An 8318-nucleotide genomic window follows, 5' to 3' on the forward strand; every position below is an offset into this window, starting at 1 on the left:
CGCCATTGAGCCCGGGCGTCTTATGCCGGACGATAAACGCGCACATTGGCATGCCCCTCGCTCAGCAGGTGATGGGCATGCAGGCGGCTCATGACGCCCCTGTCGCAATAGAGGAGGTACTGGCGGTTCTCGTCCAGCTCCTTGAAACGATTGTTGATGGCGTAGAACGGCAACGCCTGGACTTCCACACCCTCGATTTTCAGCGGCTCGTCTTCGGCCTGGTCGGGGTGTCGAATGTCGATCACCACATGGCCGGACAGCGCATCAGTGACTTCCTCGACCTGCACGTCCTGGCCCAGCTCTTCGATCACCCGATCGATGGCGATCAGCCGGGCCCGTTCGAGGGCGCGCTCGAGCACCGCCATGTCGAACTGCTCTTCTTCGTAAACGACGCGATTGGGCTTGGCCTTGGTGGTCGGGTTCACCGAAATCACGCCGCAGTATTCGGGCATGTGGCGGGCGAACTCGGCCGTGCCGATGGCTTCGGCGGTGTCGATGATGTCCTGTTTGTGGCTGGCGATCAGCGGACGCAGCACCAGCTTGTCGGTGACCGAGTCGATCACCGAGAGGTTTGGCAGGGTCTGGCTGGATACCTGGCTGATCGCCTCGCCGGTCACCAGTGCGTCGATCTGCAGACGCTCGGCCAGGCGGCTGGCGACGCGCAGCATCATGCGCTTGAGGGTGACGCCCATGTAACTGTTGTCGACCTTGCCGAGAATCTCGCCGAGCACTTCCTCGAACGGCACGCTGATGAACAGCACGCGCTGGCTGCTGCCGTACTTCTTCCAGAGGTAGTGGGCGACTTCCATCACGCCCAGCTCGTGGGCACGACCGCCAAGGTTGAAGAAGCAGAAGTGGCTCATCAGGCCACGGCGCATGATCTGGTAGGCCGCCACGGTGGAGTCGAAACCACCGCTCATCAGTACCAGGGTCTGCTCCAGCGAACCCAGGGGGTAGCCACCCAGGCCAGGATGCTGGTGATGAATGACGTACAGGCGCTGATCGCGGATCTCGATGCGCACCTCGACCTCGGGTTTCTTCAGGTCGATGCCGGCGGCGCCGCACTGCTGGCGCAGCTGGCTGCCGACGTAGCGCTCCACGTCGATGGAGGAAAAGGCGTGACGGCCACCGCGCTTGCAGCGTACCGAAAAGATCTTGCCGGCCAGCAGCTCGCCATAATGCAGTTTGCACTTGGCGACGATGTCGTCGAAGTCACCAAGCGGGTATTCGTCGATCTGCAGGAAATGCACGATGCCTGGCACGCAGCTCAGGCGCTCGATGATTTCCCGCTGGACCTTGGGCTCGGCCACCTCGGTTTTCACTTCCAGATTGTCCCAGACACCGGTCACCTGCAGTTGCGGGTCGAGATCACGCAACACCACGCGGATGTTCTTGGCCAACTGCCGGATGAAGTTCTTGCGAACCGGCGGGCTCTTGATGGTGATTTCCGGAAAGACTTTGACGATCAGTTTCATGGGAGCAAATGTCGGGGCCAGGGCCTGAAAAACAGGGGCGCGGATTATAAAGGAAATTGCTCAACCTTTGATCAAAAATCCGCAAACAATCTGCACGCGCACCAAAATAGAACTCGATGCATATAAATCGCACCATAGAGGTGCTCAAGTAGCTCTTTTTGTGACCGCCATGCCCGCCAAAGCATCGTTTTCCGCGGCACACGTCCATCACGGGGCACTGGCATGCATATTGCTCCCTTGTGAGGCAGGGTGTCCTGGCAGACTATCTGGCCCGGCGTCACGAACTCAAAGAAGGGTCAACGAACGACCCTATCCACCTGGAGGACAACATGTCTAAGGCTGTTCAACTGATCAAAGAACACGACGTGAAGTGGGTAGACCTGCGCTTCACCGACACCAAGGGTAAGCAGCACCACGTGACCATGCCGGCCCGTGATGCCCTGGACGACGAATTCTTCGAAGTCGGCAAGATGTTCGACGGCTCCTCCATCCACGGCTGGAAAGGCATCGAAGCCTCCGACATGATCCTGCTGCCGGACGACAGCACCGCCGTGCTCGACCCGTTCACCGAAGAGCCGACCCTGATCCTGGTCTGCGACATCATCGAGCCGAGCACCATGCAGGGCTACGACCGTGACCCGCGCTCCATCGCCCGTCGCGCCGAGGAATACCTGAAGACCACCGGTATCGGTGACACCGTCTTCGTGGGCCCCGAGCCCGAGTTCTTCATCTTCGACGAAGTGAAGTTCAAGTCCGACATCTCCGGCTCGATGTTCAAGATCTACTCCGAACAAGGCTCCTGGATGACCGATCAGGACGTCGAAGGTGGCAACAAGGGCCACCGCCCGGCCGTCAAAGGCGGTTACTTCCCGGTTCCGCCGTGTGACCACGACCACGAAATCCGTACTGCCATGTGTAATGCCATGGAAGAGATGGGCCTGGTCATCGAAGTTCACCACCACGAAGTGGCAACTGCCGGCCAGAACGAAATCGGTGTGAAATTCAACACCCTGGTTGCCAAGGCTGACGAAACCCAGACCCTGAAGTACTGCGTACACAACGTGGCCGATGCCTATGGCAAAACCGCTACCTTCATGCCGAAGCCGCTGTACGGCGACAACGGTTCGGGCATGCACGTACACATCTCGGTCTCCAAGGACGGCAAGAACACCTTCGCAGGTGAAGGCTATGCCGGCCTGTCGGAAACCGCTCTGTACTTCATCGGCGGCATCATCAAGCACGGTAAGGCCCTGAACGGCTTCACCAACCCGTCGACCAACTCCTACAAGCGTCTGGTTCCTGGCTTCGAAGCACCGGTCATGCTGGCCTACTCGGCTCGTAACCGTTCCGCCTCGATCCGTATCCCGTACGTGTCCAGCCCGAAAGCGCGCCGCATCGAAGCTCGCTTCCCGGACCCGGCTGCCAACCCGTACCTGGCCTTCGCCGCACTGCTGATGGCCGGCCTGGACGGTATCCAGAACAAGATCCACCCTGGCGACGCAGCGGACAAGAACCTGTACGACCTGCCGCCGGAAGAAGGCAAGCTGATCCCGCAGGTTTGCGGCAGCCTGAAAGAAGCCCTGGAAGAGCTGGACAAGGGCCGAGCGTTCCTGACCAAGGGCGGCGTATTCTCCGACGATTTCATCGATGCCTACATCGAGCTGAAATCGGAAGAAGAAATCAAGGTACGTACCTTCGTACACCCGCTGGAATACGACCTGTACTACAGCGTCTAAGTCAGCCGCGCTGCCTGGCAGCGTGACCAAAAACCTCCCCAGTTATGCCGGGGAGGTTTTTTATGACCTGCCATTTCTGGTGGCCATCCTGCGCGTCGTCGCAAGGGGGTTGAAAGAGGCTCCCGCCATTTTCATGCCCGATTATTTTTCGGCGCCAGTGCAAATCCTTGGCGCCGCGCGCTTGCCAGCACGCCATGGCGGTGCAAGGCTATCGACATCACCTGACAGGAGACCGGCCCAATGCGCCGCATGCTCGCTTGCCTGCTGCTGATCCTGGCCCTGCCGGTCAGCGCGCAGATCTACAAGTACACCGACGCCAACGGCAATACGGTGTTCACCAATCAGCCGCCGGAAGGTACCAAGGCCGAAAGCGTCGAGCTCAAGCCGATCAACACCAGCAGCCAGCCGACGCCGCCCAGCACTGGCGCGAATGAACCGCGCATGAGCGAATTGCCACAGAACCCCTATCAGATTCTCGAACTGCGCGACCTGCCCAGCGAGGAAGCACTGCGCGCCAACAACGGCACTTTTTCCGTGGGCGTGACTATCGAACCGCGCCTGGGCCCTGGTCATAGCCTGCGCCTGGTGGTCGACGGCAAGCCCTACGGGCAGCCGAGCAACCTGCCGCGCCTGCAGCTGACCGAACTGGACCGCGGCGAGCACAGCATTGCCGTGGCGGTAATGCAGGGCGAGCGCATCATCCAACAGAGCGAGACGCGCACCTTCACGGTGCAACGAGTCAGCACCAACAGCCCGGCCCGGGGTAACTGAGCGCCATGCGTACACTGCTCTTCGCCCTGCTGCTGATCACCCTTCCAAGCGTTGCTCAGGTCTACACCTACGTGGATGCCGAGGGTAACCGGGTGTTCACCGACAGCCCGCGTAACGGCAATGCCACGCAGGTGCAGATGGCACCCTCGAACCGTATCGAGCCGCCCACCCGCCGCCTCTCCCCACCGGCACCCGCCGCGCCCAGCGGGCCGATCCTCAGCTATGAGCTGCTGCGCATCACCATCCCGCAGCCTGACGCGACCATCAACGACAATGCCGGCAACCTGATCGTCACCGTGAACGCCGAACCGGCCCTGCACCCGGGCCACAGCTATCGCCTGCTGCTCGATGGCGAGCCTTACGGCAACACGGGCCGTAGCCCGGTGTTTCCCCTGGAGAATATCGACCGCGGCACCCATCAGATCGCCGTGGAGATCATCACCGAAGGCGGCATCATCGTCGAACGCACGCCCAGCCAACCCTTTCACATGAAGCGCGTGTCGCTGGCGCAGAAGCGCAAGGTACGCCCCTGCCAGAAGGACGAATACGGCGTACGCCCCGAGTGCCCGATCGAAGACAAACCCAAGGAAGAAGACAAGGGCATCATCGGCATCCTGCCTTTCCTTTAAAAGCCTGTTCACGACCATAGGCTCGGCTTAAGCGCCTGCAAAGTAGCGAGAGCGGACGTTCCCCGATCCACTGTGGGAGCGCGCCATGCGCGCGAAAAATCGCGGGCATGGCGCGCTCCCACAGGTACTGCATCGATGGCCGCTTCTACCTTGTAGCTGCCTCTTTGATGGCGCCCAAAAGATGCGAGCAGCGCCCAGACGCGCCCGCTCTGGATTTACCAGTCCACTCATGCGCACCATTAAGGTGCACCAAGACGCACCGATTTCTATACTCGTCCCAAATTGGCACACGCCAACCATGGCCACTGCGCCGAGAAGAAGCCAATTGCGGGGTTTCATCGCCGCCTGCGCTTCTTTGCGGGGCTTTGGTTTGCTTCTTGCATTTTCTCCAGTATCGCCGCGATCCGGAACCGCCGTTCCCCTCGCCGGCCCTTCTGCCCCTACCGCACGAGGAACGACTTTTGGCTGGCCCACACCCGCAACGAGACTTGCCACGCTGCGCCACGTTGCCAGACAACGCCCCTGCCGCGCCGCAGACAAGCTACCAGCTGGTGGGCGCAGAGCGATGATCATCAACGACGCCCTGCACCGCCTGCTGCTCGACAACCTGACCACGGCGACCCTGCTGCTCAACGCCGACCTGCGCCTGGAATACATGAACCCGGCCGCGGAAATGCTCCTGGCGGTCAGCGGCCAGCGTAGCCACGGCCAGTTCATCAGCGACCTGTTCACCGAAACCCGCGAGGCACTCGGCGCGCTGCGCCAGGCGGTGGCCGAGGCCCATCCGTTCAACAAGCGCGAAGCGGTGCTGACCACGCAGACCGGCCAGAGCCTGACCGTCGACTACGCGGTGACGCCGATACTCAGCCGTGGCGAAACCATGCTGCTGCTCGAGGTACACCCGCGGGACCGGCTGCTGCGCATCACCAAGGAAGAGGCCCAGCTGTCCAAGCAGGAAACCACCAAGCTGCTGGTACGCGGCCTTGCCCACGAGATCAAGAATCCACTGGGTGGCATTCGTGGCGCGGCCCAGCTGCTGGCTCGCGAGCTGCCGGAAGAAAGCCTCAAGGATTACACCAACGTGATCATCGAGGAAGCCGACCGCCTGCGTAACCTGGTCGACCGTATGCTCGGTTCCAACAAGCTGCCGTCCCTGGCGATCACCAACGTCCACGAAGTGCTCGAGCGCGTCGCCAGCCTGGTGGAAGCGGAAAGCCAGGGCAGCGTGGTCTTGGTGCGCGACTACGACCCGAGCATTCCCGACCTGATCGTCGACCGTGAACAGATGATCCAGGCGGTGCTCAACATCGTGCGCAACGCCATGCAGGCGCTGGCCGCCAAGCCCGAGCTGCGCCCAGGGCGCATCACCCTGCGCACGCGCACGCTGCGCCAGTTCACCATCGGCTACATCCGCCATCGCCTGGTGACCAAGATCGAGATCATCGACAACGGCCCGGGGATCCCGCCGGAGCTGCAGGAAACCATCTTCTATCCCATGGTCAGCGGGCGTGCCGACGGCACCGGCCTGGGCCTGGCGATTACCCAGAACATCATCAGTCAGCATCAAGGCCTGATCGAGTGCGAGAGCCATCCCGGGCAAACCGTGTTCTCGATCTTTCTGCCGCTGGAACAAGGAGCAACTCCGACATGAGCCGCAGTGAAACCGTATGGATCGTTGACGACGACCGCTCCATCCGCTGGGTGCTGGAAAAGGCCCTGCAACAGGAAGGCATGAGCACGCAGAGTTTCGACAGCGCCGATGGCGTGCTGGGCCGACTCTCGCGTCAGCAACCGGACGTGATCATTTCCGACATCCGCATGCCCGGCTCCAGCGGCCTGGAGCTGCTGTCGAGCATCCGCGAAATGCACCCGCGTCTGCCGGTGATCATCATGACCGCCCATTCCGATCTGGACAGCGCCGTGGCGTCCTACCAGGGCGGTGCGTTCGAATACCTGCCCAAGCCCTTCGACGTCGACGAAGCGGTGTCGCTGGTCAAGCGTGCCAACCAGCACGCCAAGGAGCAGCAGGGCCTCCATGTGCCGGCCGCCCAGGCGCGTACCCCGGAAATCATCGGTGAAGCACCGGCGATGCAGGAGGTGTTCCGCGCTATCGGGCGCCTGAGCCACTCCAACATCACCGTGCTGATCAATGGTGAGTCGGGCACCGGTAAGGAGCTGGTCGCCCACGCCCTGCACCGCCACAGCCCCCGCGCCGCTTCGCCGTTCATCGCGCTGAACATGGCAGCGATTCCCAAGGACCTGATGGAGTCCGAGCTGTTCGGCCACGAGAAAGGTGCCTTCACCGGCGCGGCCAACCAGCGTCGCGGGCGCTTCGAGCAAGCCGACGGTGGCACCCTGTTTCTCGACGAAATCGGCGACATGCCGGCCGACACCCAGACCCGCCTGCTGCGCGTGCTGGCTGACGGCGAGTTCTACCGGGTCGGCGGTCATACGCCGGTCAAGGTCGACGTGCGCATCATCGCCGCCACTCACCAGAACCTGGAAAGTCTGGTGAGTGCCGGCAAGTTCCGCGAAGACCTGTTCCACCGTCTCAACGTGATTCGCATCCATATTCCGCGCCTGTCGGATCGCCGCGAAGACATCCCGACGCTGGCCCGCCATTTCCTCAGCCGCGCGGCCACTGAGCTGGCGGTCGAGCCAAAATTGCTGAAAAGCGAAACCGAGGATTACCTGCAGCAACTGCAGTGGCCCGGCAACGTGCGTCAGTTGGAGAACACCTGCCGGTGGATCACCGTGATGGCCTCGGGCCGCGAAGTGCATGTCGATGATCTGCCGCCGGAACTGCTGGTGCAGCCCCAGGACAACGCACCGGTCAGCAACTGGGAGCAGGCGCTGCGCCAGTGGGCCGACCAGGCGCTGGGCCGCGGCCAGTCGAGCCTGCTCGACAGCGCGGTGCCGGCCTTCGAGCGGATCATGATCGAGACCGCCCTCAAGCACACCGCCGGCCGCCGCCGCGACGCCGCCCTGCTGCTTGGTTGGGGTCGTAACACCCTGACCCGCAAGATCAAGGAACTGGGCATGAACGTCGACGGCTCCGAAGACGACGACAGCGACGGCAACTAAGCCGTACCTGCAAAGACAAGAACGCCGCGCTCCGACCAGGGCGCGGCGTTTTTTTTGGCGTCGCTTAATCATTTCCTGAAAGAGTGTTGTGGCAGCGGGCCGTGCCCGCGATACGGTCGCCACCGACAACAGCAGTAACCAGCTACCGTGCTGGTCTATCGAGACCTGTGGCGTCCATGCCATCGCTTTCGCGCGCATGGCGCGCTCCCACATTTGTCTGTGGACAGCCCCGGGTGTCGCTGCGCTCGACCCGGGCTACTGCGCTGAGCATGAGTGATGGGCGGCTGGGCTTTGTGGGAGCGGGCCGTGCCCGCGATACGGTCGCCACCGATACCAGCAGGAACCAGCCACCGTGTTGGTCCATCAAGACCTGTGCCGCCCATGCCATCGCTTTCGCGCGCATGGCGCGCTCCCACATTTGTCTGTGGGAAGCCCCGGGTGTCGCTGCGCTCGACCCGGGCTACTGCGCTGAGCATGAGTGATGGGCGGCTGCGCTTTGTGGGCGCTAGCTGTGTAAACCCAGTACGTTGTTCAGTGGCAATGGAGCCCGACTGATTGGTGGTTTGTAGTTGAGACTGCTGTGCGGCCTGTGCCAGTTGTAGTGGTGCAGCCAGGCTGGCAAA

General features: G+C 62.2%; 7 protein-coding genes. 5 read left to right on the forward strand and 2 right to left on the reverse strand.

The genetic code is table 11. The annotated features are described in order from the left end of the window. Positions 1 to 20: 20 nt before the first annotated feature. Positions 21 to 1475, reverse strand: a complete 1455-nt coding sequence (thiI, locus tag BVH03_RS03315; protein ID WP_075959885.1) for a tRNA uracil 4-sulfurtransferase ThiI — start codon at positions 1473 to 1475, stop codon at positions 21 to 23. A 329-nt stretch (positions 1476 to 1804) separates the two neighbouring features. On the opposite strand from thiI, the gene glnA reads away from it, so the two are divergent. From glnA to ntrC, 5 genes are all read left to right on the forward strand, one after another. Further along, the gene (glnA, locus tag BVH03_RS03320; RefSeq protein ID WP_070880561.1) at positions 1805 to 3211 is read left to right on the forward strand and encodes a glutamate--ammonia ligase; all 1407 of its coding nucleotides are present in this window, start codon (positions 1805 to 1807) and stop codon (positions 3209 to 3211) included. 240 nt (positions 3212 to 3451) lie between these two features. Continuing rightward, the gene (locus BVH03_RS03325; protein ID WP_075959886.1) at positions 3452 to 3982 is read left to right on the forward strand and encodes a DUF4124 domain-containing protein; all 531 of its coding nucleotides are present in this window, start codon (positions 3452 to 3454) and stop codon (positions 3980 to 3982) included. Between the two features lie 5 nt (positions 3983 to 3987). Beyond that, positions 3988 to 4611 (forward strand): DUF4124 domain-containing protein, encoded by a 624-nt coding sequence (locus BVH03_RS03330; protein ID WP_075959887.1) that lies wholly within the window; start codon positions 3988 to 3990, stop codon positions 4609 to 4611. A gap of 565 nt (positions 4612 to 5176) precedes the next feature. Then, positions 5177 to 6262, forward strand: coding sequence for a nitrogen regulation protein NR(II) (gene glnL / locus BVH03_RS03335; protein ID WP_075959888.1), 1086 nt, complete (start codon positions 5177 to 5179; stop codon positions 6260 to 6262). Further along, entirely contained in the window at positions 6259 to 7695 is a 1437-nt protein-coding gene (ntrC, locus tag BVH03_RS03340; protein WP_075959889.1) for a nitrogen regulation protein NR(I), read from the forward strand. Before glnL ends, ntrC begins: the two co-directional genes overlap by 4 nt. A 505-nt stretch (positions 7696 to 8200) precedes the next feature. Here the strand turns inward: ntrC and BVH03_RS03345 are convergent. Continuing rightward, positions 8201 to 8318: integrase core domain-containing protein (locus tag BVH03_RS03345; RefSeq protein ID WP_143485886.1), on the reverse strand; the 118-nt coding region annotated here is incomplete at its 5' end.

The sequence above is a fragment of the Pseudomonas sp. PA15(2017) genome (assembly GCF_001945395.1).
In the GTDB taxonomy this organism is placed as follows: domain Bacteria; phylum Pseudomonadota; class Gammaproteobacteria; order Pseudomonadales; family Pseudomonadaceae; genus Aquipseudomonas.